Origin of the sequence: Sulfurihydrogenibium sp. YO3AOP1 (assembly GCF_000020325.1) — a bacterium.
Lineage (GTDB): Bacteria > Aquificota > Aquificia > Aquificales > Hydrogenothermaceae > Sulfurihydrogenibium.
Genome location: NC_010730.1, coordinates 1,664,166 through 1,688,699 on the forward strand (window position 1 = coordinate 1,664,166; position 24,534 = coordinate 1,688,699).

The 24,534-nt window shown below is 32.3% G+C and carries 21 protein-coding genes; 3 read left to right on the forward strand and 18 right to left on the reverse strand.

The genetic code is table 11. The annotated features are described in order from the left end of the window. The first annotated feature begins 62 nt into the window (after positions 1-62). On the forward strand, positions 63-3,047 hold the full coding sequence (locus SYO3AOP1_RS08230) for an ATP-dependent Clp protease ATP-binding subunit (RefSeq protein WP_012460262.1): 2,985 nt from the start codon (positions 63-65) through the stop codon (positions 3,045-3,047). 34 nt (positions 3,048-3,081) lie between these two features. On the opposite strand, the gene xth is transcribed toward SYO3AOP1_RS08230, so the two are convergent. After that, a complete protein-coding gene (xth, locus tag SYO3AOP1_RS08235) occupies positions 3,082-3,876 on the reverse strand; it encodes an exodeoxyribonuclease III (RefSeq protein ID WP_012460263.1) in 795 nt (264 codons plus the stop codon). Continuing rightward, positions 3,873-4,163, reverse strand: coding sequence for a hypothetical protein (locus tag SYO3AOP1_RS08240; RefSeq protein ID WP_012460264.1), 291 nt, complete (start codon positions 4,161-4,163; stop codon positions 3,873-3,875). Before SYO3AOP1_RS08240 ends, xth begins: the two co-directional genes overlap by 4 nt. A 142-nt stretch (positions 4,164-4,305) precedes the next feature. On the opposite strand from SYO3AOP1_RS08240, the gene SYO3AOP1_RS08245 reads away from it, so the two are divergent. Next, the gene (locus tag SYO3AOP1_RS08245; protein ID WP_012460265.1) at positions 4,306-4,842 is read left to right on the forward strand and encodes a hypothetical protein; all 537 of its coding nucleotides are present in this window, start codon (positions 4,306-4,308) and stop codon (positions 4,840-4,842) included. Between the two features lie 542 nt (positions 4,843-5,384). Here the strand turns inward: SYO3AOP1_RS08245 and SYO3AOP1_RS08250 are convergent. The 12 genes from SYO3AOP1_RS08250 to SYO3AOP1_RS08305 form a co-directional block, all read right to left on the reverse strand. After that, positions 5,385-8,417: an efflux RND transporter permease subunit gene (locus SYO3AOP1_RS08250; RefSeq protein WP_012460266.1), complete on the reverse strand. Its 3,033-nt coding sequence runs from the start codon at positions 8,415-8,417 to the stop codon at positions 5,385-5,387. Beyond that, positions 8,414-9,454, reverse strand: a complete 1,041-nt coding sequence (locus SYO3AOP1_RS08255; RefSeq protein ID WP_012460267.1) for an efflux RND transporter periplasmic adaptor subunit — start codon at positions 9,452-9,454, stop codon at positions 8,414-8,416. Before SYO3AOP1_RS08255 ends, SYO3AOP1_RS08250 begins: the two co-directional genes overlap by 4 nt. Next, positions 9,451-10,680 (reverse strand): TolC family protein, encoded by a 1,230-nt coding sequence (locus SYO3AOP1_RS08260; protein WP_012460268.1) that lies wholly within the window; start codon positions 10,678-10,680, stop codon positions 9,451-9,453. The genes SYO3AOP1_RS08255 and SYO3AOP1_RS08260 overlap by 4 nt, the downstream gene beginning before the upstream one ends. Positions 10,681-11,132: 452 nt before the next feature. After that, positions 11,133-12,245 (reverse strand): redox-regulated ATPase YchF, encoded by a 1,113-nt coding sequence (ychF, locus tag SYO3AOP1_RS08265; RefSeq protein ID WP_012460269.1) that lies wholly within the window; start codon positions 12,243-12,245, stop codon positions 11,133-11,135. Between the two features lie 58 nt (positions 12,246-12,303). Continuing rightward, positions 12,304-12,510 (reverse strand): hypothetical protein, encoded by a 207-nt coding sequence (locus tag SYO3AOP1_RS08270; RefSeq protein ID WP_012460270.1) that lies wholly within the window; start codon positions 12,508-12,510, stop codon positions 12,304-12,306. 46 nt (positions 12,511-12,556) lie between these two features. Continuing rightward, positions 12,557-13,663 (reverse strand): TolC family protein, encoded by a 1,107-nt coding sequence (locus SYO3AOP1_RS08275; RefSeq protein WP_198001832.1) that lies wholly within the window; start codon positions 13,661-13,663, stop codon positions 12,557-12,559. 425 nt (positions 13,664-14,088) lie between these two features. Next, positions 14,089-15,513, reverse strand: a complete 1,425-nt coding sequence (gene atpD / locus SYO3AOP1_RS08280) for a F0F1 ATP synthase subunit beta (protein ID WP_012460272.1) — start codon at positions 15,511-15,513, stop codon at positions 14,089-14,091. 20 nt (positions 15,514-15,533) lie between these two features. Next, a complete protein-coding gene (locus SYO3AOP1_RS08285) occupies positions 15,534-16,409 on the reverse strand; it encodes a F0F1 ATP synthase subunit gamma (RefSeq protein WP_012460273.1) in 876 nt (291 codons plus the stop codon). An 11-nt stretch (positions 16,410-16,420) separates the two neighbouring features. Then, positions 16,421-17,935, reverse strand: coding sequence for a F0F1 ATP synthase subunit alpha (gene atpA / locus SYO3AOP1_RS08290; protein ID WP_012460274.1), 1,515 nt, complete (start codon positions 17,933-17,935; stop codon positions 16,421-16,423). Between the two features lie 22 nt (positions 17,936-17,957). After that, on the reverse strand, positions 17,958-18,506 hold the full coding sequence (atpH, locus tag SYO3AOP1_RS08295; protein WP_012460275.1) for an ATP synthase F1 subunit delta: 549 nt from the start codon (positions 18,504-18,506) through the stop codon (positions 17,958-17,960). Position 18,507: 1 nt separating this feature from the next. Continuing rightward, positions 18,508-19,050, reverse strand: a complete 543-nt coding sequence (locus SYO3AOP1_RS08300) for an ATP synthase F0 subunit B (RefSeq protein WP_012460276.1) — start codon at positions 19,048-19,050, stop codon at positions 18,508-18,510. After that, positions 19,047-19,487, reverse strand: coding sequence for an ATP synthase F0 subunit B (locus tag SYO3AOP1_RS08305; protein WP_012460277.1), 441 nt, complete (start codon positions 19,485-19,487; stop codon positions 19,047-19,049). Before SYO3AOP1_RS08305 ends, SYO3AOP1_RS08300 begins: the two co-directional genes overlap by 4 nt. Positions 19,488-19,661: 174 nt before the next feature. On the opposite strand from SYO3AOP1_RS08305, the gene SYO3AOP1_RS08310 reads away from it, so the two are divergent. After that, a complete protein-coding gene (locus SYO3AOP1_RS08310; protein WP_012460278.1) occupies positions 19,662-20,339 on the forward strand; it encodes a site-2 protease family protein in 678 nt (225 codons plus the stop codon). A 338-nt stretch (positions 20,340-20,677) separates the two neighbouring features. Here the strand turns inward: SYO3AOP1_RS08310 and SYO3AOP1_RS08315 are convergent, their stop codons facing one another. From SYO3AOP1_RS08315 to guaA, 4 genes are all read right to left on the reverse strand, one after another. Then, on the reverse strand, positions 20,678-21,295 hold the full coding sequence (locus SYO3AOP1_RS08315; protein ID WP_012460279.1) for a hypothetical protein: 618 nt from the start codon (positions 21,293-21,295) through the stop codon (positions 20,678-20,680). Positions 21,296-21,544: 249 nt separating this feature from the next. Then, positions 21,545-22,078 (reverse strand): hypothetical protein, encoded by a 534-nt coding sequence (locus SYO3AOP1_RS08320; protein WP_012460280.1) that lies wholly within the window; start codon positions 22,076-22,078, stop codon positions 21,545-21,547. A gap of 166 nt (positions 22,079-22,244) precedes the next feature. Next, positions 22,245-22,997: a patatin-like phospholipase family protein gene (locus SYO3AOP1_RS08325; RefSeq protein WP_012460281.1), complete on the reverse strand. Its 753-nt coding sequence runs from the start codon at positions 22,995-22,997 to the stop codon at positions 22,245-22,247. A 1-nt stretch (position 22,998) separates the two neighbouring features. Continuing rightward, a complete protein-coding gene (gene guaA, locus SYO3AOP1_RS08330; RefSeq protein WP_012460282.1) occupies positions 22,999-24,534 on the reverse strand; it encodes a glutamine-hydrolyzing GMP synthase in 1,536 nt (511 codons plus the stop codon).

Consider the following 24,534-nt stretch of genomic DNA (forward strand, 5'->3'; position numbering starts at 1 on the left):
ATTATGTATTATGTTAATTTAACAATACTACACTAAAATTATTTTACAATGGAGGATTTAAAATGTTTAGTGAAAATTTATTAGAAAGAAAAGCAAAAAATTTGTTAGAACAGGCTAAAAGTATCGCATTTAAAAACAATGACTCAATGGTTGATACAGACCATTTACTTTTGGCGTTAATATCTAAAGATGATTCACCACTTTTAAAGATTCTTGAAAAGAGAGGTATTGATAAGAAAGCTTTAAAAGAGAATATTACATCATACTTAAATGACATTTACTCTCAAATAAATAAAGCTGTAGAGGACTATTCAAATTATTTAAAGAATTTACAATCCCAGTTAACACAAGCAAGAAATCAAGCTCTTGAAATATACAAAGAGCTTAGAAATGTAAAGGCTCAAAAAGAGAGATTAAAAAGAGATTTATCTTATGAAAGGGAATTTTTCTTTGGTGGTGGAAGTAGGTTAGAGCTTGAAAGATTGACCATATACGAAAAACAGCTTGAGTCTAATTTAAACTCATTAAAATCTCAATTAGCTCAGCTAACGGATTCTAACACTGCTGATAAATTTTTATCCGGTGATATAAATCTTTTGTCATTCCTATATAAGATTATAGAAAACCATTCATTAATCAAACAAATCGAAGACCTTGGATTTTCTAAGGATAGATTTGTAGAAAAAATCATTGAAAATGTCACAGGCTCAAAAACTTCAAAAGTATATTCATCAAAGCTTATTAAAGTTTTAGAAAATGCTGAAAAAATTGCATTTAACAGTGGCTCTAATACAGTTGGCATTGTTCATATAGCAACATCTTTGGTAGATAGTAAAGACACAATAGCTGGTAAAATTTTAGATGAAATATTAAATTTTGAGAAAAAAGAAGGAGGAAAGAAAGCAATGGACGAGAAAAATATTCAGCAAGAAATGGCAGAAGAGGAAAAATCTGCATTAGAGAGATTTACTGTTGATTTAACAAAATTAGCAAAAGAAGGAAAATTAGACCCGGTAATTGGAAGAGAGAGAGAAATTCAACAAGTTATAGAAATCTTACTCAGAAGAACTAAAAACAACCCAGTATTGATTGGAGAGGCTGGAGTTGGTAAAACAGCTATTGTAGAAGGTTTAGCACAAAAAATAGTAAACAAAGAAGTTCCGGAGGAGCTTCAAAATAAAAAGGTGTTATCTCTTGACCTTGGCGGTCTTGTTGCAGGCACAAAGTACAGAGGTGAATTTGAAGAGAGAATGAAATCTCTTATCGATGAGCTAAAAAAAGACCCTAACATCATACTATTTATAGACGAATTACACACAATCGTTGGAGCGGGTAAAGGAGAAGGCGCTTCTGATGCAGGACAACTTCTAAAACCAGCCCTTGCAAGAGGAGAAATTAGAGTTATAGGTGCAACGACACTTGACGAGTACAGAAAATATATAGAAAAAGACCCAGCATTAGAAAGAAGATTTCAGCCTGTATATGTAGAAGAGCCGGATATTGATACAACAATAGAAATACTAAAAGCTTTAAGACCAAAACTTGAAAAACATCACAACGTAAAAATAAGTGATAAAGCAATAGAAGCAGCAGCAAAATTAACCGGCAGATACATACCGGCAAGAAAATTCCCGGATAAAGCGATTGATGCCCTTGACCAAGCATGTGCAAGAAAAAAACTAAAGCTTGTCTATGCATCTCCAGAAGTTATTGAACTTGAAAGAAAAATCAAAATGTTAGACGAACAGATAATACAGGCTTCCTTAGATGGAGATTATGAGAAAGAAGCAAAACTAAAAATAGAAAAAGCAAATCTTGAAAAACAACTTAAAGATTTAAAAACTAAATCTTCAAACGAAAGAACAAAACTTGAAGAATTACAAAGACAGCTTGAAGAAATTGAAAAGCAGATAGAGTTCTACAGCCAAAAAGGCGATTATGAAAAAGAAGCTGAATACAAGATTAAAAAAGCTCAAATAGAAAAAGAGATAAAAGCTCTACAACAAAAACTTGCTGAGTCTGTAGTTGTTACAGAAGATGATGTTGCAGAAGTTATAGCAGAATGGACCGGAATTCCTATATCTAAGATGAAAGAAGAAGAGATGGAAAGACTGCTTCACTTAGAAGAAGAAATGCATAAACGTTTAATAGACCAAGAACATGCAGTTAAACTAGTTGCAGAAGCTATTAGAAGAGCAAGAGCAGGATTATCAGACCCAAGAAAACCACTTGCATCATTTATGTTCTTAGGACCAACAGGTGTAGGTAAAACAGAGCTTGCAAAAACATTAGCAGAACTTTTATTTGACGATGAAGATGCGTTAATCAGATTAGATATGTCAGAATTTAAAGAAGAGCATTCTATTGCAAAATTAATCGGTGCACCTCCAGGATACGTAGGATATGAAGAAGGTGGAAAGCTTACAGAAGCAGTAAGAAGAAGACCCTACAGTGTTATTCTACTTGACGAGATAGAAAAAGCTCATCCAAGAGTATTTGACTTATTCTTACAAGTACTTGATGATGGAAGACTTACAGACTCTCAAGGTAGAACTGTAAACTTTAGAAACACTGTAATCATAATGACTTCTAACATCGGTAGCCAATACTTAACACTTATACCGGTAGATGCTCCGGAAGAGGTTATTGAGAAAGAGTTTGAAATCGCTAAGAAGAGAGTTCTTGAAGAAGTTAAAAACTACTTCAGACCAGAATTTTTAAACAGAATAGATGAAATAATTGTATTTAAGCCATTATTCAAGAAAGATATCATACAAATAATAGACTTAATGGTAAATGCTCTTAATAAGAGATTGCATGATAGAAATATTAAAGTTGAGCTTACAGATAAGGCTAAAGAAGTATTGATGAAGCTTGGTTATGACCCACTTTATGGTGCAAGACCTATGAGAAGAGCTATACAAAAATACCTTGAAACACCATTATCAGAAAAAATACTTAGAAGAGAAGTTAAAGAAGGCGACACCGTTATAGTAGATGCTGATGAAACCGGTGAAAATTTAGTATTTACTGTAAAACAAAGTTAGTTTTACAGCCCCGGGTCTTGATGGCTCGGGGATATTATATTTCAAGATCTAAGATTACAGGAGCATGGTCAGAAGGTTTTGGCGACCTTCTTCTTCTTGGCCACAAATCAACTTCAACATTTTTTACATACTGCAAAAACGGTTTTGATACTAATATGTAATCTATTCTCATTCCTTCATTTCTCCAAATAGCACCACCTATATAATCCCACCATGTAAATTGTTGCTTGTTTGGATATAAGTATCTAAATGTATCTATCAAGCCAAGATTTAAAAGCTGTCTTAAAAGTTCTCGTTCTTCCGGCATGGTTCCGATTGAATCTGTCAGTAGTACAGGGTCGTAAACATCTATATCTTCTAATGCAATATTCAAGTCTCCAAGTAACATTATCTTTTGATTTTCAAAATCAAAATTTTCCTTTAGAAAGTTAATAAAATGCTTATACCAATCCAATTTGTAATAATATTTCTCTCCACCTCTCAAATCTCCATGTGGAGCATATGTGTTAATCACAAAAATTTCCTTTTCTATGATTTTATCAATTAAAACCCTTTTTTGAACATCAAAGTATTCGTGATTTAAACCTTTTTGATAATGAGAAATTTCAAGCTTAGATAAAGTAGCAACTCCGTTATATCCTTTTTGTCCAGAAATATCTTGATATACATAACCAAGCTTTTTAAAATCTTCAGAAGGAAAGTTTTTATCTTCTACCTTAATCTCTTGAAAACATAAAACATCTATATCGTTGTTTCTATGATTTAACCATTCAATAACCAAATCTTTTCGTGCTTTTATAGAATTAACATTAAACGTACAAATTTTCATTCTGCTTCACCATTTCCATAATTTTTCCAAAGCCTATACATGCCAACTACAAAGACTATCAAAACAGTCAACCAAACTAAAAATAAAGCAATGTATCCAGACTTAGCAATCATTTTTTCAACTGTAAGCCCACCATAATTTACCAAACCTGCAATCGTAATGACAATGATTATTGCAGTAATTAACCCATACCTCATAGGTTTAATATTCCATGCCAAAGCAAGACCTACGATTAAGAAAAATAGTAATCCTACTGCCAAAACATTTTGAAGTATAAATTCAACCATCTCTATGCCTCCTAAAATTGCCATTATGATTTAAATTATACCACTTATAAAAAGTTTTTAAGAAATATTTATTTGTTTTTAAAAATTTCTTAACAGAATTATGTAAATAATATTACGGAATAATTTTCGGAGGTAGATTACCATGGTAGAGATAAAAGGCGAGATAAATCAGGAAGTTATTGATACTTTTATAGATTTGACTAAATGTATTATTGGAGAAAATGCTGTAAATAATGTACTGAGATTAGCTAACGAGAAAAACAAAGAAAACTGTACTGGAAGAGATATTGTTTTTGCTTTTGCAGATGAAGTTCAAAACATGTTTGGTCAGAAAGGTGGATATGCAATAATTAGACAACTTGGAAGGGAAGTTGCCAAATCTCTAATGGAAAAGCATCCAAAGGAAGAGTGGGAAGATTTACTTGAAAAATCTTTAAATGCTTTTGGTTTTGCATATAAAATAGAAAGAAATAGTAACGAAGCTTATATTTGTAATTGTGTATTTTATGAGGGAGCTTTAAAACCAAGAGGACTTGGACCGATTGAGCATAGTGTATGCTGGTATGCATGGGGATTCATAGAAGGATTCGTAAGAGAGTTAGAGACAGGGGTAAAAAGTGTTAAATGGGAAGATAGGGATTATGAAAATCAAAAATGTAAATTTGTATTTTTGAGATAATACAGTGAGCGAGAAATTCAAAAAATATGAGATTCTTCGCTTACGCTCAGAATGACCGATCAGAAGGTGTATAAGTTAAAAGAAATATGGGAATATGTATAATAGATTTCAAAAAGAACTATTGAGATTTTTCGCTGTAGCTTTAGAATGATATATTATTACTTTTGCCTGTCATCCTAAGGCTGTAAGTTGAAGAATCTCCTTTTTTATTTATTCCTTTAGAAAACCATCAAAGCATGAGATCCTTCACTTCGCTGTCGGATAACCAGTAAAGGTAAACTCATTTTATGCATATATTATACTACAGGAATTTTAGAACATCCTCATTTATTTGTACAGGTCATATTAGATTGAGAAAATATAAAAAAATAAAAACTATGAAATTCTTCACTTTGCTGATGGATGACTTTCAAAAAGATGGATAAAAACTTTAGAATAATTCTTACCCCTTAACTATTGCGTACGAGCAATTCATGAATTGCTCCAACATTCATCACCTTCTAACAATCTACAGCCGAGAAAGGAATCTCATATAAATTTTTTTAAACTTCTTTAACTTCACTGTACTTTAAAAGTGGCGGAATGATTAAAATTATTAATAATCCAGATATTAGCATGCCACCTACTACAACTATAGCTAATGGTTTTTGGATTTGACTACCTATACCTTGAGATAATGCTGTCGGGAGCAGTCCTAAGGATGCTGTAAAGCTGCTTAAAAGAACCGCCCTAAACTTCTCTTTCGAAGCTAATTTTGCTGATTCATCTACGCTAATTCCATTAAGAATATGCATCTTATAAGATGCCATAATAAAAGAAATGTTTAATATGGAAATCCCTAAGATTGACACAAACCCAACTATTGCAGATAAGCTTATTGGATAACCAGTAGCAAACAAGCTTAATGACCCTCCAAAGAATGCAAAAAGTATGCCCAGCATTGAAATCAGTGTATTTCTGATTGATCGATTTACTATATAAAGGAAAATAAATAATGCAAATACTGCTACTAATCCTGAAATAACTAATCTATGCAGAGCTTCTACTAAGCTTTTAAACTGTCCTGCCCATTCTATAAAGTACCCTTCTGGTAGTTTTATATCTTGTACTTTTTCTTGTGCTTTTGCTACTGTACCTGCCAAGTCCCCGGAGATAACGCTAAACTTAATCGGTATGTATCTTTTGTAGTTTTCTCTATAAATGAAAGAAGCTCCGGTATCAAATTTAATATTAGCTACAGAAGAAAGTTTTACATAAGATCCATTAGGAAGAGCTACCGGAATATCTCCAATGTTGGAAACATTCTGTCTTATCTGTTCGGGTAGGACCACAATTAAAGAAAATCTTTTATCTCCTTCTATAACTTGGGTTGCTTCTTTTCCTCCAAGAGCTGCAGAAACAGTATCCATTAACTCTTCAACGGACAAACCATATAAAGCTAATTTTTCTCTATCTGCTTCTATTACTAAGTTTGGCTGACCTATCTCTCTGAAAATACCGACATCTACTATGCCAGGTATAGTAGCAATTCTTTTTTCAACTTCCTCAGCTAAGCTTTCTAACTTATATAGATCATCTCCAAAAATCTTGACGGCATTCTCACCTTTTACACCGGTTAAAACTTCCTCTAAGTTATCCTCTATATATTGAGACACGTTTATATCTGCGTTTGGAAACAAATTTTTTAAATCTCTTCTGATGGCATTTTCAAGCTCTTCCTTGGTATGGAAATTTTTCCATTCATCGTATGGCTTTAAGTCTATGAAATATTCTGAGTTAAAAGGTCCCGTTGGGTCAGTTCCATCTTCTGGTCTTCCAACTTGGAACTCTATTGTCTTAATCTCCGGATATTTAATTAAAGTATCTCTAACTTTTTTTGCATTCTCATAAGTTTGAGACAGTGAAATTGAGTATGGAAAGATTATGCGAATGTATATATTACCTTCATCCATCTTTGGTATAAATTGAATTCCAAGGTTTTTTATTAGCAGTAGAGTAATAACTGTTATGATTATAAGCACCAAACTAATGGTTTTGATTTTGACTTTTATCAAACCCTGTAATAATTTTTCGTAGAAATGTTCTAAAATAGCTACAAATTTAGTTTCGTGCTTTGGAGATTTTATAAATAAGACTAATGCTGCTATTAAAAATGTAAATGTAAGGAAAATAACCGCTGTTATGGCATATAGGTAAGTTTTAACCATTGGAGAGAATATGCGTTTTTCTGCACCTTCCATTAAAAATACAGGAATAAATGATATGCCAATTATAGCTATTGATAAAAGCAAAAACTTACCAACGTCATCTGTTGCGCTCATCAAAGCCCTTCTTCCTACACCAAACTTTGTAGAGTTTGCAAGATAGCTTTCTACAAATAATAGAGAAATATCAGCCAAGATACCAAAGTCTATTGCTGCAATAGATAGAAAGTTAGCAGATTCACCTCTTATAGCCATAACTCCAAGGGCTATTATCAAAGACATAGGCACGATTGCAGAAACTAAGAACGCAGTTCTTAAATCTCCAAGAAAAATAAAAACAGACAGAAATACTAAAGCAATTCCTACCAAAGCAATCTCTGCCACTTTATGGACTACTGTATCGATCAATTTACCTCTTTCGTAAATAGGAACAATTTTTACATCTTTTGGAAGAATATGCCGATTCAATTCTTGAATTTTTTCTCTAATAGACTTTATAGAAGGTATGCTTTTAGCATCTCTTCTTAAAACTACTACCCCCATAACTATATCGTTATAGTTGTTTAGTCCAACTATACCGGTTCTTGGAATATTTCCGACCTTAACTTCTGCTATATTCTTCACAAGAATAGGTGTATTGTTTTTATAAGCAACAACAATATTTCCTATATCATCTAAGTTTTTTATAAGACCAACTCCTCTTATGAGAAAGTATTGAGAGCCAAAATCTATTGCCCTTCCGCCAGAGTTTACGTTAGAGTTAGATATTGCTTGAACTATATCAGATAAAGAAACATTGTATTTAATCAAATTTTCCGGTTTAACTTCGACAGTGTATGCTTTTATAAAACCACCATAGCTTGCTACATCTTCTACACCTTCAGCAGTTTTAAGGTATCTTGCAACTGTCCAATCCTGAATGGTTCTAAGGTCAATAAGATTTTTATTTCCTATAACTGCATATCTTAAAACTTCACCGATTGGGTTTGGAATTATACTTGGAGAGACTCCCGGCGGTAAATCTGCGTTTGCAAGCCTGTTTATTACCTCTTGTCTTGCTTCTCTATAAGTAACATCATAAGAAAACGAGCATTTAATATCAGATAAACCATATAAAGAAATAGTATTTATTCTTTTTAGTCCTCTCATTCCGGCTAAGGATATTTCTAATGGAATTGTTACTTGTCTTTCTATCTCTTCCGCTGATTTGCCGGGATATATAGTCACAATCTCTATAACGGGTGGAGACGGGTCCGGAAATGCTTCAATGTTTAAATTTTTTACAAAGAATAATGATACAGTTGTAATTATAAAGCCAAAAATAAAGAATATTAAAGCATTATCAGCTACAAAGTTTACCCATTTTTTCACGTATGTTCCTCCAACAAAGGGTCAACAACAACCTTTTCACCTTGATTTAAACCGTCAACGGATACTTTGTTATTTTCAAGTTCTTTGATAAATTTAACCTCTTTTTTGATTAGCTTTCCATTTTCTTCTACATAGACGTAAAATTTACCATCTTTGTATATCAATGCTTTTTGCGGGATAACTGCATGGGTCTGTTTGCCTGTGTATATTCTTATATTGAAAAACATATTTATTTTTAGTGCTTCTTTTTCTTTTGGTTCTATAAATACTTTAATTTTTTTAGTATCCGGGTCTACAACGTCGCTTATGTATTTAACAACTCCTTGAAATTTTTTATCCTGGAATAAATCAATAGAAAAATCAACATCGTCACCTTCTTTAAGTTTAAACACGTCTTTATCCTGAACTAATGCAACTACCATTATTTTGTTTGGATTAACTAAGCTTAATATTTCAGTTGTTTGGTCAACAGAATCTCCAACATGACTGTTTATCTGATACACAATTCCATCAATTGGAGAAGTGATAACACTTGAACCAAGAGTTCCACCTAAAAGTTTCATCTTTTCTTCAATGCCTTTCAGCTGTGCTTTTAGTACATTGTAATTTGTTTCAGCATCCATCAACTCTGCTTTTGGAATTGCTCCAACTTCGTACAACTCTTTTTTTAGTTTGTAAATTCTTTCTGCTTGAGACAGTTGAACAGACAAGGCTACTTTCTGTGAGTATAAATCTGTTGTGTCTGGTGCTTTTACAGATGCCAAGACTTGACCTTTTTTAACATAATCTCCAACCTGAACATTGATCGATTGAATTATTCCTGGCAATTTGGAGGTTATTTTTACAGTACCATCTTTATCTGGCTGTACTAACCCTGTTGCTTCAATGTAATCTGGTACTTCTTGATAAACTACTTCCACTGTTTGAATTTGCTTTTTTGTATTTTTTTCATTATCAGAGCTTTTACTTTTTTCATTACAAGAGAATAAAACAAAAGAAGTTAAAACAATCATATAAAGGAAAACCCTGCTTATCATAAGTCTTCTCCTGAAAGTATTTTTAATGATGAATAATTATTTAGAAATTGATAGTATGATTGTAGATAAGCATTCATAAAAGATTTGTAGGTCCGTAGCGTGTCTAAGAAATCAAGGGTAGAAATACCACCTATAGAGTAGGCTTTCTTTGTCCTTTCTAACAAATCATCCATAACTTTCTTTTTTTCTAAGTATGAGTTGTATATTTTTTTGCTAACTTGATAATCTTCATAAGCTTGTGATATCTCTTTTCTTATTCTGTCTTTTTCCTTTGAAAGAGCTACCAACGTTTGTTCTTTCAAAGCTATGGCAGTAATAAGGTCACCTTTTCTTTTATCAAAGGTTGGTAGGTTTAAAGAAAATCCAAAACCTACGCCCGGCTTATACTGAGTTCCAAAGCTGTCATACTCAACACCAAGGCTTACATCCGGTATTGAGTATACTTTAATTAATTTAATCTGATGTTCTACTGAGTTTAACTGTTCTTGAAATGCTTTTATACTCTCTCTTTTTTCTGTTGCTTTTTGAACTAAATCATCAAGATTTGGTTCTTTAGTATCTATATTTACAGATACTGGCTCATAATTTCCATTTAGATAAAATTTAATCTCCTGCAAATCTTTTTTATAAGTACTTTCTGCTTGTAATTTACTGTTTTCCAGCTCATTTTTGTACAACTGGAGCTTCATATAGTCTATTAGACTTAAAAAACCGGCTTTTTGTTTCTTTTCTTGGATTTGAAGCATTTTTTCATAATCATCTAAATCCTGCTTTAAATACTCATAATAACTTTTATCAGACAACGTTTGAAAGTAAACAGATAAGAAGTTTAAAATTACGCTCCTTGTAGTATCTTCTTTTTGATAGTTAACGGATTGTAATTGATAGAAAGCAGATTTGATTCTGTTTTCTCTTTTTCCACCAAGTTCAAAAGGCTGGTCTACTCTTATGGATAACATCGTATTTCCGGTATCGTACACAATGTTCTTACCAAACACAAGACCTGTATAATTTACTGATAAGGTTGGATTTTGATAAAATTTTGTCTGAATATATTGACCTTCGACTTTTTTAACTTCATAAGATGCAATTTTTACATCGTAGTTGTTTTCTTTTATTATCTTGATCGCATCGTTTATAGTTATTTTTTGATTAACATCTTCGGCTAAGCTAAAAGATACATTAAAACCAATACATGCAGTTATTACAGTTATAAATTTTTTCATAGTTATCCTTGTTAATCATTAATTTTAATCAGATAATTATATACAAGCACGAATGATAAAATCATTAAAATTTTTTAATAATACGTCGGGTGAGAAATTTAATAATAGTATGAGATTCTTCGCTTACGCTCAGAATGACGAATAAGGTTATCCTTCCTCTGATGCTTATCATTCAACTTTTCGCTGTCATCCTGAGGACATAAGTCCGAAGGATCCCCTCTTTTATTGTTACTTGAAAGGAAGAGGGTTGAAAAAGGAGATTCTTCGCCGGCTGCAAAATGATGATGTTGATTTTTCCAAGCATTCTCAATTAAGAATGCGTCTTGAAAGAAAGATAAATAAGCAATGTTATGAAATTCATTATCAATTCTAAAAAATATAAGATGAAAATCTGTATAGTGAAATGGTGAGAATTGTTAGCATTTCAGTCTCTCACCTCTCACCTATCACGTTTAAACATTGAATCTGAAATACATAATATCGCCGTCTTTAACAACATACTCTTTTCCTTCTATTCTTACCATTCCAAGCTCTTTTGCTTTTTGCATTGAGCCAATTTTAATATAGTCATCATAATTTATCACTTCTGCCGCAATAAAACCTCTTTCTATGTCTGAGTGAATTTCTCCTGCTGCTTGGGGTGCTTTTGTCCCTCTTTTAATCGTCCATGCTCTTGCTTCTTTTTCTCCTGCTGTAAAGTAAGTAATCAGATCAAGAAGTGCATAGCCTGTTTTAATCATTCTGTTTAATCCTGGTTCTTTTAAGCCAAGGGCGTTTAAAAATTCCTGTCTTTCTTCTTTCGGAAGTTCTATTAATTCTTGCTCAACTTTTCCACATAAAACTACCACTGGTGCATTTTCTTGTTTTGCTTTTTCTTTAAGTTGCTGTAAATATACGTTTCCTTCCCCTTCCGGCAAATCTTCTTCTGGAATGTTTGCAACATACATAAGCGGTTTTATTGTTATTGGATAAAGTGTTTTTGTAAGCCACTGTATCTCTTCTTCTTCAAATTTATCAAGATTTGTTCTAAGTGGTTTTAAATCCTCTAAAATAGCTTTAGCTTTTTCTAAGACTTGAACTTCAAATTTAGCTTCTTTATTTCCTGTTTTTGCAGCTTTCGCTGACCTTTCATATCTTTTTTCTATTGATTGTAAATCTGCTAATATTAGTTCTGTTTCAATTATTTCAGCATCTCTTACAGGATTTACAGAACCTTCTACGTGAATAATATCCGGATCATCAAAACATCTAACGACGTGTGCAATAGCTGATACTTGTCTTATGTTTGCTAAAAATTGATTACCTAAGCCTTCTCCTTTGCTTGCTCCTCTAACAAGACCTGCTATATCTACAAATTCTATCGTTGCAGGAACTATGTTTTTACTTTTTTCCAGCTCTGCAATTTTATAAAGTCTTTCATCAGGAACGTTAACTATTCCAACGTTTGGGTCTATGGTGCAAAATGGATAGTTAGCAACTCCTGCCTTTGCTGTTTCTGTAAGGGCATTAAAAATTGTGGATTTTCCAACATTAGGTAATCCTACTATACCGACATTCATTTTCATTTATCTTCTACCACCTCTTTTTCAAATATTGTTTTTTAAACGGTTAATTAACTTATCTTCATCTAAAAAAAAGTGCAACCTTTCTTTCTTCAGGTATTTCGTATATCAGTTTTAATGTTCCGTCATAAAGTTTCTTTATAAACAAATCAAATTTTTTCCCATCTTTGTATCCTGTTATCCAAATCTCTCTTGATTTATCATGGTAAAAAATCGGATATTCTTCTGAATGTACCAATGTTCCACAAGCTTCTAAAATTTTTTCCATCGTAACCTCGAAGATGCTTTAAAATATCAATTATATCATAGATTAACTAATCTGAAGTTAGTTCTTCTATTCTTGCTATTGATAGATAGACATTCAAAACTTGTTCCAAGATAGACATCTTATAATTTTTGTATTCATTAAAGATAACATAAAAGTTTTGAAAATTACTAACGTTTTGAGCATATTCATTAATTGCTTTTTTTAGACTGTTTTCGTAGTTGATACTAAAATCTTTTAAAATCCTTAACCTCTCTTTAGCAGATAAATAATCTTCATAGTTTATAGATAAAATATATTTTAAATTGATTAGAAGTTCTAATTTTTGTTCTTGTTGAGATATTACAAATAGTTTCTGAGCCAATACTGATTGCTCTTGAGATAATGTTCTCCAAAATGGCAGATAAACATTTAAACCAACGCCCATAGAAAAAGCATTCTTTATATCTTCTTTTGCTTTATAATCTAAAGAAAGTGTAACATCTGGATAATATATTTCTCTTGACAATTTATAAGACAGTCTATCTCTTTCTAATTTATTCTCTAAATTTTTAATCAATGGGCTAGCTGTTTCTACCTTAGAAATAGCTTCATCTATAGAAAAATCTTTATTTTCATTTAAGTCTATTTCAACATCACTAAACTCAGAATTTACAACTGTTTTTAACTCTTGAATCTTTTTATTAAGATTCGAATGATAGTTTATTTTTTCTAAAATGATGTTTGATAATAAGATTTTTAATCTATCTTCATCTCTTGTTCTATTCATTATGTCTTTTAATAAATTTTCAAGACCATTAAGGGTTTTTATTTTCTCTCTATAAAGCCATACATAATAAGCATTTTCTTTTATTTGTCTGACAATCTTATTCTTTTCTAATTTGTATACATAAATTTGTGCTTCGTAGTTTTTTTCTTCTATTTGTTTGTTTATTTTGAGTTTATCATACCATGGCAAATATTGTCTTACAGTGATTTTGCCTCCATCGCTAAAACTTAATGAAAAAGATGGGTTTGGAAGTTTATCTGCAACATGAACCTTACTTTCCAAAACTTTTAATTCTTTTTCTATCTTTTTTAACTGTGGATTATTTTTTAAAGCTAATTCTATAAGCTGGTCTACAGTTTCAGCAAAAGAAAATTTAAAAATGAGCAACAAAGTTAAAAGAAAAATGTTCAACTTCATTAAAAATCTCGTTTTATTTTAAAAGTTTAAATATTTTAATTATCATATTATAAGAATAAAGGAAAAATTTTAAAAATTCAAATCAATGTAAAAGCCTAAAAGATTATATGTAAGAGGTTTAATTACGATTTATTTAAAATAGTTTGATACGTCGCGTGAGAAATTTAATTAAAGTAGGAGATTCTTCGCTTACGCTCAGAATGACGAATAAGATTATCCTTCCTCTGATGCTTATCATTCAACTTTTCGCTGTCATCCTGAGGACATAAGTCCGAAGGATCCCCTTTTCTTTAAAATATTTTAATTTACAGTTTATTTGAACACTTGATATAGATTAAATAATTTAAGAATAATTTTTAAAACCCGGGATTTGAGTCCCGAGTCTATAATTTTAGTTAAACTTTAACGCCTAATTTTTCAGCTTTTTCTTTAGCTTCTTCTATGCCACCAACCATGTAGAATGCTTGCTCTGGTAAGTGGTCCCATTTACCTTCAACAACTTCTTTAAATGACCTGATAGTTTCTTCCTTCTTAACATAAGAACCCGGCTGACCTGTAAACTGTTCTGCAACGTGGAATCTTTGAGCTAAGAATCTTTGTAATCTTCTTGCTCTACCAACGATTGCTTTATCTTCTTCAGAAAGCTCTTCCATGCCAAGGATTGCGATTATTTCTTGTAATTCTTTGTATCTTTGGAGAATTCTTTGAGTTTCTCTTGCTACATAATAATGTTCTTCTCCAATGTATTCTGGAGCTAATGCTCTTGATGTAGATTCAAGCGGGTCAATAGCCGGATAAATTCCAAGCTCTGTTAATCTTCTTTGGAGAACAATAGTAGCATCTAAGTGTGCGAAAATAGATGCTGGAGCTGGGTCTGTGATGTCGTCAGCCGGTACATAAACTGCTTGAATAGAAGTAATAGAACCATTCTTTGTAGAAGCAATTCTTTCTTGAACTTCACCAACGTCGGTGCCAAGAGTTGGCTGATAACCAACCGCAGACGGCAATCTTCCAAGAAGTGTTGAAACTTCCGCACCTGCTTGAACAAATCTAAATATGTTGTCTATAAAAATAAGAACGTCTTGTTTCTCAACATCTCTGAAATATTCAGCCATTGTTAGACCTGTTTGAGCTACCCTAAATCTAACTCCCGGTGGCTCGTTCATCTGACCATATACCATAGCTGTGTATGGTAAAACGCCTGATTCTTTCATCTCCATCCATAGGTCATTTCCTTCCCTTGTTCTTTCACCAACACCAACAACAACAGAGTATCCAGAGTGGAACTTAGCGATATTGTGAATTAATTCCTGCATAAGAACTGTTTTACCAACGCCCGCACCACCGAATAATCCAACTTTACCACCTTTAATTAGTGGAACGAGTAAGTCTATAACTTTAATACCTGTTTCAAACTGTTCAACTTTTGTTGACTGTTCTTCAAAAGAAGGAGCTTCTCTGAATATTGGCCAATACTCTTCTGCGTTAACCGGTCCAGCTTCGTCAATTGGCTGTCCTACAACGTTAAAGATTCTTCCAAGAGATGCCTTTCCTACAGGTACTTTAATAGGAGAACCTAAATCTTCTACTTCAACACCTCTAACAAGACCATCGGTAGGACCATATGCAACTGTTCTTACTCTGTTATCTCCAAGATGTTGAGCAACTTCAAGATATAAATCTTCTACATATTCTTTTCCAGTATCATCAATAGCAGTTCTTTGTACTTTTAATGCGTTTCTTATAGCCGGTAATTCGCCTTCTGTGAATTCAACGTCTACAACCGGTCCAACTATTTGAATAACTTTTCCTTTAGCCATTTATATTCCTCCTTAGTTTTTTACTTAATTGCTTCTGCAGCATTAATAATATCAATAAGTTCAGTAGTGATTGCCTCTTGTCTTGCTTTGTTAAATATAATTGTCCATTTTCTGATTGCTTCGCCTGCGTTTTTCGTAGCATTATCCATCGCAAGCATTCTTGCAGAATGTTCGGCAGTGGATGATTCTACCAAAGCTCTAAATAATTGATAATTTATATATCTTTGTAGTAAGGAGCTTAAAACTTCTTCTTTTGATGGTTCTATGTTGTACACTGATACTTCTTCTAATTTCTTTGAAGAAGCAGTAGATTCAAGTGGTAGTAATTTTCTAATCTTTGTCTCATATGTAGAAGAAGTAATTAGTTCATTATTAATTAGATAAACAGCATCGGATTTTTTGTCTATAAATCTTGATGCAAGAATTCCACCAACTTTTGCAGTGTAAGTTAAATTTACTTGGTCTCTGTAAATATCCTCATAAGCTTCTATTATGTTAAAACCTTTATTTTTGTAAAAATTAACCCCTTTTCTACCAATTAGGAGAAGGCTAACTTCTTTGCCTTCACTTTTTAACCTTTGAATCTCTCTCCAAGCGGTTTTTATAACATTTGAGTTAAATGCACCAGCCAACCCTCTATCTGCCGTTATAATTACCAAATCTACGCTTTTTTCTTCCCTTTTTTCAAGAAGTGGATGAGATTCTCTGTCAATATAAACAGCTAAGTCTTCTATCAACTCATAGAGTTTATTTGAGTATGGTCTTGTTGCGTATAAGAGTGCTTGTGCCTTTCTTAATTTGGCAGCAGAAACTGCCTTCATCGCTTTTGTAATTCTTTGAGTATTTTTTATACCGTTTATTTTTCTTTTAATATCTCTTGGTGATAACTTAGCCATCGTTTATCTCCTTAGAATGCTACCTTTTGTTTGAATTCTTTAACAGCAGCATCAAGTTTAGCTTTTATATCATCTGTTAATGCTTTTTCTCTTCTGATTGCTTCCAAGATATCCGGTTTTTCTGTATCTAAGAATACATAAAATTCTTTTTCAAATTTTTGTATTGCATTAACCGAAACATCGTCTAAATATCCTTGTCCGGCTACATATATAATCGCAACTTGTTTTTCAACCGGAACAGGTTGGTTTGGTGGTTGTTTTAAAAGCTCAACCATTCTTTGTCCTCTTGCAATTTGTGCCTGTGTAGCTTTATCAAGTTCAGAAGCAAACTGAACGAATGCCTCAAGTTCTCTGTATTGTGCAAGGTCAAGTCTTAATGTACCTGCAACTTGCTTCATAGCTTTAATTTGTGCTGCACCACCAACCCTTGATACAGAGATACCGGCGTTAATAGCAGGTCTGATACCTTTATAGAAAAGGTCTGCTTCCAAGAATATCTGACCGTCCGTAATAGAAATAACGTTTGTAGGAATGTAAGCTGCAACGTCACCTGCTTGAGTTTCAATGATAGGCAATGCTGTTAAAGAACCTGCCCCAAGCTCATCATTTAGTTTTGCAGCTCTTTCTAGCAATCTTGAATGTAAGTAGAAAACGTCACCTGGATAAGCTTCCCTTCCTGGTGGTCTTCTTAATAGCAATGATAACTGTCTGTATGCGTAAGCATGCTTTGTCAAGTCGTCATAAATAACTAATGCATGCATTCCATTGTCTCTGAAATATTCACCAATTGTACATCCTACAAACGGAGCTATGTATTGCATTGTTGCTGGGTCTGAAGATGTAGCAGCAACTACAGTTGTATATTCCATAGCACCGTGTTTTTGTAATGTTTCAACTATATGAACTACGTTAGCCCTCTTTTGACCGATTGCAACGTAAATACAGTATACTCCTTGACCCTTTTGGTTTAGGATTGTATCTATTGCGATTGTTGTTTTACCTGTTGCTCTATCACCAATGATAAGCTCCCTTTGTCCTCTTCCGATTGGAATCATCGCGTCAATAGCTTTAATACCGGTTTGGAGTGGCTCGTGAACAGATTTTCTTTTTACAACCCCCGGAGCAATTTTTTCAACCGGAGAATAATATGCTATATCTGTTAATGGTCCTTTTCCATCAATTGGATTTCCAAGTCCATCAACAACTCTTCCAAGCAAGCCTTTTCCTACTGGAACAGACAGGATTTTTCCAGTTCTTTTAACTATGCTACCCTCTCTAACGGCTACGTCTGAACCAAGTAAAACCGCACCAACGTTGTCCTCTTCAAGGTTGAACACAACGCCAACGATTCCACTTTCAAACTCAAGCATCTCACCCATCATAGCCTTTTCAAGACCGTAGATACGAGCAACACCGTCACCAACTTGGATAACCGTTCCGACCTCTTCTAAGTTTGCACTTACTTGAAATTCCTCAATTTGTTTGTTTAAACTTTCTAATACTTCATCAGCTCTTATTACAGACATCTATCTTTAACCTCCTTTTATATTAAAATCTTGATAATGTACTTTCTAAACGTTTTAAGTAAGACTTAACAGATGTATCAATAATGTAGGTTCCTGCTTTTATTACAGCTCCACCTATCAAACTGTTATCTTCTTTAACTGTAAACTCTACCTTTTTACCTATCTTGGACTCTATAACAGATTTAATTTCATTTAATAATGCTTCATCTATTTTGTAAGCTGAAATAATCTCACCTTGAACAGTTCCAAAGAATTTTTCAACTTCAAACTTAAACACTTTGTTTAACTCTTTAAAAATATTCGCTTTTTTGTCTTTAACGATTTTTATAAGTAATTTTGAAATTTCCGCATCTACACCAAGAGCAGACAAAACTTTTTCCATTAATTTTTCTTTGTCTTCCATGGAAGCTTTTGGATTTAAAACGATGTTTCTAAATGTTTGATTTTCTTTAAAGAGCTTGTTAAGAATGTCAAGAATGCTTGAAATCTTTAAAAGATTTTCTTCAGACTTATCAGTTTTAGCAATTATTTCATTGACTACTTTTCTGAAATATTTTTTATCTATCTTCATTTTATGCCTCCAAACCTTTTATTGTCTTTTTAATTAATTCATTGCTCGTTTGAGGATTTATTGAAGACTCTATTAAAGATTTAGATACTTCTAATGCTTTTTCTGCTGCATATTTCTTTAATTTTGCTTCTGCCTTTCTTATTTCTATATTGATTGTTTCTTTGGCTTGCATTTTAATTCTTTCTGCTATTTCGTTAGCTTGCATAATAGCATGCTCTCTTTCTCTCTCTGCTGTTTCTTTTGATATTTTTATACTTTCTTCAAGTTTATATTTTGCTTCTTCTAACTTTCTTTTAGCATCTTCTAAAGCTTTTTGGCTATCTTCTCTCATCTTCTGTGCTTCTAAAACCATATTTGCAACATTTTCTCTTCTGCCATTTAAAAACTTCTTGATATGCTTTCCGCCGAAGTAGTAAACTAACCCAAGTAAGATAACTGTATTTACCGCTTTCCAAAATAAAATCATGCTTTCATTAGCTTCTTTTTGCTCTCCTGCAAAAGATAAACCAGTTATTAACAAAGTAAATAATACTACTTTTTTCATGCCGCCTTCTCCTTGAGCAATATCTTATTAGCTATTTTTTCAGCTACTTTATTTATAGTTGTATCAAGAGCTTTCATCTCTATCTCAACAACTCTATCTATATCCTTTTTAGCTTCTTGGATTTCTTTTTCTGCTTCCTCTTGGGCTTTTCTCAAAATATCAGCTACTATCTGATTTGTTTCGTGATGTGCTTGTTCTAAGATTTTTTTACTTTCTTCTTTTGCTTTATTTAAGAGTTTTTCTACCTCTTCAAGTATTGCTTGAGCCTGCTGATTGTTTTTATTAGCTTCTTCTATCAAGGCTTTAACTGTGTTCTCTCTTTCTTGAAAAGCATCTAAGTATGGGTTGAGATAGATTTTTTTCATGATAACCATGAAAACAAGGAATATTATAAGTTGAATAAAAAGTGTGTAATCTAAGGCTATCCCTACGTGCATAAATTCCTCCTTTATATTAAAAAATTTTGTATATTATCATATCAGAAAATAATCAATATTTCAAAAAGTTTTTGATAATTCAAAAAAGAAAAGCATATTATAGGAATTTAGTCCGAAAGATCACATGTATATTATGATAAAATTAGTATTTAACTAAATTTAACGAGGCTGATTATGAGCTTTAATATAGTTGATGTGATTTTTATGATACCAGCTTTACTTACTGCAGTTATCTTTCATGAAGTGGCTCATGGGTATGTTGCTTACAAGTTAGGAGATAATACTGCAAAATTAGAAGGAAGACTGACTTTAAATCCAATACCTCATATTGATATATTTGGCTCTTTGTTAGTTCCCGGACTTTTGATTTTGATTAATTCTCCGTTTTTGTTTGGCTGGGCAAAACCTGTTCCGATAAATCCATATAACTTCAGAAAAGTTAATTTTAAGCAAGGTTTAGTAATTACATCTTTTGCCGGACCGGGAGCTAACTTTCTTCTCGCAATTTTTTTTAGTCTTTTATATTGGATATTTAGGAACGAAGGATTTTTAACATTCTTAGCATCTTTTGTACCTAGTAATCTGATTGAAGCTATAGTTGTTCCTTTGGTTATTTTCTTTAAGTATGCTGTGATGACAAATCTTATTATTGGAATATTTAATTTACTGCCAATTCCACCATTAGATGGCGGACATATTTTATTAAACTTATTACCTAATCGTATATATGAAAAAGTTGCACCATACGAGCAATATGGGTTTTTTGTTTTAATCCTACTTTTAATGTTAGGTGTTTTGAATAAAATAATATTTCCTATATACAGTTATTTGATTAGTATTTTAATTCAATAAGAGTGCTTTCAAATTTTGACTAAGTCTAAAAATTAATTAGCTTTTTGATTGTTATTCTGTAGCTAAAGCGAAAAATCTTCTTCCTTTCTTACCTCATATTTCTCAATTCCTCGTCTTTTCTTCTTAAAAGAGGAAAAGGAGAGTCTTCGGAGCAGAGCCATAAAGATGATAGGAAAAAGGCAAAGTTATATCTACATATTCATTCCAAAACTCGAAAAAAAAAATTTAAAACATGCTCGACTTCTTATTTTGAGAATAAGTTTCTATCGTTCATCAATGTCGAAAAAATTAAAAAAATACAAATTCTTGATGTCAACTTTCCCGGCATTATCTAACTTTTAATCTTTATATATTTCTAATTTAATTAAATTTTGGCTTTTATCTAACACAGGATTTACAGTGTAATTTGGTAGAGTTTTTATTTCTATCTCAATTTCACCTTCTTGATTTTCATATAAAGATAAACTTCCGATTTCTCTTCCGTTAACTTCTATATTTCTGCTTACTTTTATAACTTCTATATCTCTATTTCTATTGGAAATAACTAACTTTAAGATTTTAATTCCGTTTTCTTCTTTCGATGTTTCAACGTTCTCAAGCTTTCCAATGTTTTTAGGTATAAAAAGATTTAAAATTTTGTCTGGCTCTTTAGCTCTAACTATTTTATCCGGAATAATTTTCTCTTTTGTTTCTGGTTTTTTTACTATCTCCGGTGCTTTTTCTTCTTTTGGAGTTTCTTGTGCTGGTTCTTTTGGCCCTTCGCTATAAGATATTTTTTCATATCCTTCAATTGTAGGTGTAATTTTAATTTGCTCATTTTTTGTATAAATCAGCTTTACTATAGCTATACCTTTAGAAAATTGCTGAGGGTATACTATATCTGGTATTAGTCTTCCTGAACCATTGTGAGTTAATTTTACAGGTTTTCCTATCTTATCATAGACTTTTATTAACAAACCGTTTTAGTCATAAACGCTAAGTTTTACTTCAAACTCTTCACCGGCTCTTGTTTTCTCCGGCATTGCAATTTTTATATATTTTGGAATTTGTCTAACAAAAGCTAAAGTTTTCGACCCAAGTAAAGATTTATTTTCATCGAAAACCTCTATTTTTATATCGTGTAATTCAGAAGGAATAAATTTTATTGTTTTCCTTCCATTTTCAAGTCCTTTGTTTCTTATGATAGTTTTAAAGCTTCCATTAGTTTAAATTATTAGGGATTGTTCACCATGAGAAGTATCATTAACTAAATTCCCATATTTATCATACGCAACTATAGAGAATTCTTTTTCATACTCAGGTAAAAATTCAGGAGAAGTTATGATTTCAATTTTAGAAATTTTATTGTTTAAAACGTAAATACTAAATTCATTTAGAAAACCAGATGTATAAGAATCTTTTATCTTAAATGGCTCATTTTCTAAATAAATTTTAAAATTGTATTTTCCTACCGTTTCAGAATAGAATTTTAAACTTCCAACACCACTTGAAAAAGTAATAACTTCATCTTTATTATTAATTTTTAATATAACTTTTCCTGAAAAATCTGTAACATCGTTATCAAAAGGGTCTTTGGCAGTAATAGTAATGGTGGTTTCTTCCCCGGCTCTAACAGTTTTCTTATAGTTTACTTGAAAATAAGATATATTACCCGATTCAACTTTTATCTGTGCTGATGCATACGTTGAATAAAAGACAAATATTAACGATAATAATATTTTAATACGATTAATCAACATTAATATTTCCCTCCTAAAATATGAAAGATGGCTCAAGTATAGTAATATTCTAACACAATTAAATGATTTAAAAAATCGATACATTTATAATTTCAAATGATTAAAGTATTTGTTTAGAGGTAAATAGGTAAGGATTAAAACGTTTGTTATACATTTATATATATATTTATCTTATTTGCTCTTTAATTAACTCTTTTGCAAAAGTATAACCTATTTCTATCGCCTCTTTTGCTTTCCAAGTAGCAAACAATGGAATATTAACAAGTTCTATTGGCTGGATAACTAAATCGCAAAGCTTTTTGCTTGTTTCAGTGTTAGACCTTATGGCAAGATAAAAACTTCTTATTCCTATTGAAATTATATTATTAAAATCTTTTTCTTCTTCTAAAAATGGATTTACTTCCACACCTATTGCAAAATCTACTTTTTCTCTTAAAGATTCTACCGGAAGGTTATTCATAACACCCCCGTCAACATAGAAATATTTATCAATCTTAACAGGTTTAAACATAACTGGAATACTGCAAGAAGCCTTAACTGTTTTTATTAAACTTCCACTTTGAAAATATTCTATGGTTGCTTTATTTAAATTTGTTGCTGCGATTATTAGAGGAATTTTTAAATCTTCAATATTTATCTTCCCAATGTACTTTTCCAAAAAGCTTTCTAATTTATCTAAGCTAAAGAGAGCTTTTTTAGAAATAGAAGGAAGTATGAAGCTGTTTAAATTGGTTTTTAAAGCAATCTCTTCCATCTCTTTGGGAGAATATCCGGCACAGTAAAAAGAACCAATGATAGAGCCAGCACTAACTCCAGAGACTATATCTGGCTTAATGTCAAGCTCTTCTAAGGCTTTTAAAACTCCAATATGAGCGAGTCCTCTTACTGCACCGCCGGATAATGCTATTCCTATTTTCAAATTATTCCCATTCTATGGTTGCAGGTGGCTTTGAAGAGATATCATAAACTACTCTATTGACACCTTTTACTTCGTTAATTATTCGTCTCATCATCGTGTCAAGTAAATCATACGGTAGCCTTGCCCAGTCAGCTGTCATTCCGTCCGTACTTTCTACTGCTCTTATTGCTATGACTTTTTCGTATGTTCTATAATCACCCATTACTCCGACTGTATAAATTGGCAGTAAAACTGCAAAAGATTGCCATAAATCTTTATAAAGTCCTGCTTTTTTTATTTCTTCTAAAACTATTGCATCTGCTTCTCTTAAAATATTTAAATCATTTTCATTTACTTCACCAATTACCCTTATAGCCAAACCTGGTCCTGGAAATGGTTGTCTATAAATAATCTCTTCTGGCAATCCAAGCTCTTTGCCAAGCTCTCTTACTTCATCTTTGAATAACTCTCTTAGCGGTTCTATAAGCTTTAAGTTCATTCTTTCCGGCAATCCGCCAACGTTATGGTGAGTTTTAATAACTGCTGATGGCCCTTTAACTGATACGCTTTCTATAACGTCCGGATACAATGTGCCTTGAACTAAGTATTCCACATCTTTTAATTTTTTCGCTTCTTCTTCAAAGACTTCTATAAAAAGATTACCGATTATCTTTCTCTTTTGCTCTGGGTCTGTGATTCCTTTTAATGCCTTTAAAAACCTATCTTTTGCATCTACTACTATCAATGAAATATGGAAATTGTCTCTAAATGTTTTTTCTACCTGTTCTCTTTCACCTTTTCTCAAAAGTCCATTGTCAACAAAGATGCAAGTTAAATTATCTCCAATCGCATTATGAACCAAAACCGCAGCAACGGACGAATCAACTCCACCAGACAAAGCACAGATTGCTTTTTTGTCACCTACCATTTTTCTTATTTCAACCTGTTTTTCCATTAAGAAATTGCCCATAGTCCAATCTTGTTTACATTTACAAATTCTGACTGCAAAGTTTTTCAGCATTTCTTTACCAAGAAGTGTATGGCTTACTTCCGGATGAAACTGAACGCCCCAAATTTTCTTTTCTTTGTTTCTTACGGCCGCAAAAGGTGCGTTGAACGTTCTGCCGATTACTTCGAAACCTTCTGGTAGTTTTATTACTTTATCTGCATGACTCATCCAAACTTGTGTATAGTGTGGGATATTATAAAAAAGGTCTTCATGATCTAAAACTTCTAACTCGGCTTTACCATACTCATGCTTATCAGCTTTTATTACTTCTCCACCAAAATGATGTGTTATAAGCTGAAGTCCATAACAAATTCCAAGAATAGGCAACCCTAAATCATAAACTTTTTCATCTGGCTTAGGTGCATCAGGTTCATAAACAGAAGCAGGACCACCAGAAAATATTATTCCTTTTGGATTATGTTTTAGTATCTCTTCTACTGATGCGTTAAACGGCAAAATCTCGCTGTAGACATTTAACTCTCTTATCCTTCTTGCTATTAACTGGGTATATTGAGAACCAAAATCTAAAATTACTATTCCTCGATGCAT